This is a genomic window from Micromonospora sp. NPDC051296 (genome assembly GCF_040682255.1).
Classification (GTDB): domain Bacteria; phylum Actinomycetota; class Actinomycetes; order Mycobacteriales; family Micromonosporaceae; genus Micromonospora; species Micromonospora craterilacus.
Window position 1 is genome coordinate 1 of sequence record NZ_JBFBAO010000561.1, and the last position, 2929, is coordinate 2929.

General features: G+C 71.2%; 3 protein-coding genes. 1 reads left to right on the forward strand and 2 read right to left on the reverse strand.

The features are described 5' to 3' along the window. Positions 1 to 86 precede the first annotated feature (86 nt). On the reverse strand, positions 87 to 1115 hold the full coding sequence (locus AB0M52_RS32865) for an ATP-dependent 6-phosphofructokinase (protein ID WP_363961720.1): 1029 nt from the start codon (positions 1113 to 1115) through the stop codon (positions 87 to 89). Between the two features lie 210 nt (positions 1116 to 1325). Next, positions 1326 to 1823, reverse strand: coding sequence for a polyadenylate-specific 3'-exoribonuclease AS (locus tag AB0M52_RS32870; protein ID WP_363961722.1), 498 nt, complete (start codon positions 1821 to 1823; stop codon positions 1326 to 1328). Positions 1824 to 2088: 265 nt separating this feature from the next. Here AB0M52_RS32870 and AB0M52_RS32875 point away from each other — a divergent pair, with 265 nt between their 5' ends. Continuing rightward, positions 2089 to 2781: a Crp/Fnr family transcriptional regulator gene (locus tag AB0M52_RS32875; protein ID WP_111219701.1), complete on the forward strand. Its 693-nt coding sequence runs from the start codon at positions 2089 to 2091 to the stop codon at positions 2779 to 2781. Positions 2782 to 2929 lie beyond the last annotated feature (148 nt).

Below are 2929 nucleotides of genomic sequence, written 5' to 3' on the forward strand. Positions count from 1 at the left end.
GCTCGCCGCCAAGGTGCCTGACGCGATCAAGGCCGACGGCGTGATCAAGGTGGGCCGGGTGGCCCGCCGCGACGCCGGAACGACGATCAGCTACCGAAGAAGACCTCGGCCTCGGCGTACCGCTCCAGCGGGACGGTCTTCAGCTCGCGGGTGGCCTCGGCGAGCGGAACGCGGACGATGTCCGTGCTCTGCATCGCGACCATCTTGCCCCAGTCGCCCTCGTGCGCGGCGTCGATCGCCTGGAGACCCAGCCGGGTGGCGAGCACCCGGTCGAACGCGGTCGGGGTGCCGCCGCGCTGGATGTGCCCGAGCACGACCGTGCGGGCCTCCTTGCCGGTCTTGGCCTCCAGCTGCTCGGCCAGCCACTGGCCGATGCCGCCGAGACGGACGTGACCGAACGCGTCCAGCTCCTGGTTGTGCAGCACCATCTGCCCCTCGAGCGGGTGGGCGCCCTCGGCGACCACGACGATCGGGGCGTACTGGTGCTGGAAGCGCTTCTCGACGTAGCCGGCGACCTGCTCGACGTCGAACTGCCGCTCGGGCAGCAGGATCACGTTCGCGCCACCGGCCAGGCCGGCGTGCAGGGCGATCCAGCCGGCGTGCCGGCCCATCACCTCGACCACCAGGGTGCGGTGGTGGCTCTCGGCGGTGGTGTGCAGCCGGTCGATCGCCTCCATCGCGATGTTGACCGCGGTGTCGAAGCCGAAGGTGTAGTCGGTGGCGCCGAGGTCGTTGTCGATGGTCTTCGGCACGCCGATGACGTTGACGCCCAGCTCGTGCAGCTTGGTGGCGACGCCGAGGGTGTCCTCACCGCCGATGGCGATGAGCGCGTCGACGCCCTGCGCGGCCAGGTTCTCCTTGATCCGCTGGACGCCGTTCTCGATCTTGAAGGGGTTGGTCCGGGAGGAGCCGAGGATCGTGCCGCCGCGCGGCAGGATCCCGCGGACCTCCGCGATGCCCAGCGGACGGGACAGCCCCTCCAGCGGGCCCTTCCAGCCGTCCCGGAAACCCACGAATTCATGGCCGTAGCTGGCGACACCCTTGCGGACCACCGCCCGGATGACCGCGTTGAGACCTGGGCAGTCGCCGCCGCCGGTGAGCACGCCGATACGCATGATCTGCTCATCCTCCTGGGGAGCATCTGGTCAAGCCCGATCAAGCCCCAGGATATGTGTCAGGTCAGACCTCGGCACCGTTGCCGGCCCGGGGCGGGCCGTCACTGCGCACTGTAGTCGCCGCGGCGTGACACCTGACACCGCGGCCCCCGCTACCGGCCGGTAGCCGAGCGCATCGAACCACCCACGGCGGAACAGAACGGGCCAAAACTACGAACCGGTCATCGCCCGCCACCGGGCCAGGTTGTGCCGGGCGTCGACCAGGGCGTCGTGTCGGGCGGCGTCGGCGCTCGGCAGCCGCGGTCGCCCACGGTCGTCCCACAGCTGCCGCAGCTCCTTGGTGAACCGGGGGATCTCCCGGGGCAGGGCCGGCATCGCACCCCACAACTGCGCCAGCGCCAGATGGTCGTACGCGGCGTACCAGGCCCACAGCTCCAGCTCCTCGCCGGGACGGTCCCGGATCGGCTCGACGAGGAAGTCGTACAGCTCGTCGCGGATGCGCTCGCGGGACCGCCAGGACCGGTCGGCCGGGGAGGGCAACTTGTCCAGCACGTTGCGACGGACCCAGGGCACCGCCCGGGACGCGTCGAACTCGGTGGAGACCGCATAGAACTCGCGGTCGTACTCATCGACGACGCCGATCGAGACCAGCTCGACGGTCCGGCCGTCCTCGATGAACTCACAGTCGTAGAAGTAGCGGTAAGCCATTCCCGCCATCCTCTCCGACGCCCGCCCCAGCGTGGCGGGCGGGGCAACCAGCCCGGGAGCGCTTCCATGAATCTCGACACGGCGACATCCCCAGCTCGAAGCTGTCACGGAAGTGATTTGAGGGGTGTACAGCACGCGACCGGACCGTCATGATCTGATGTGTTACCGCTGCCGGACGCCGAACGGGTGTCAGACCACCTCGTCAGGGGCCGCCAGGCTCACCCGGTGAGCGAGTTGGGGTCCTTTACCGGGGAGGGGTGGGGCCGTGGAGATGCGCCTGCCGGAGCCGGGCGACGCGCTCACGGGTGTCGAGATGTTCGCCGGGCTGGAGCCCGAGGTACGCCAGCGGGTGATCGCCGCGGCGGTGCCCCGGACGTACCGCAAGGGTCAGCTGCTGTTCGTGGAGAACGACCCGGGCGAGTCGCTGATCGTGCTACGCCGGGGGGCGGTGGCCGTGTTCCGCACCGCGCCGACCGGCGAGCGGGCCGTGCTGTCGGTTATCCGACCGCCCGATGTGCTCGGCGAGGTCTCCCTGCTGGACGCCTCCACCCGCTCCGCCTCCGCCGAGGCGATCGAGGACTGCACCGCCCTGGCGCTGTCCCGGGGCGCCTTCATGGAGCTGGTCCACTCGAACCCGCGCATCCTCGACGCGGTGATGCGCTCCCTCGGCGCGCTCATCCGCCGGCTGACCGAGCAGAACGCCGACCACGTCTTCCTCGACCTGCCCGGCCGGGTCGCCAAGACGCTGGTCCGGCTCGCCGGCGAGAGCCAGGCTCCGATGATCACCATCGAGCTGAACCAGAGTCAGCTCGCCGAGATGGCCGGCGGCTCCCGGCAGAGCGTCAACCAGGCGATCGGGTCGTTCGCCAACCGGGGCTGGCTGCGCACCGAGGGTCGGCGGATCGTGGTCACCGACGTCCCGGCGCTGCGGCGCCGCGCGGGCATGAACGAACGCTGAGGAACAGTCTCTAGAACGACGCGGGCGGGGGGGGGGGGGGGGGCCCCCCCCCCCCCCCCCCCCCCCCGCGGGGGGGGGGGGGGGGGGGGGGGTGGACTCCAAGCACCCCCCCGCCCGCCCCCCCCCGCGGCACGGCGGCAAAAACCGC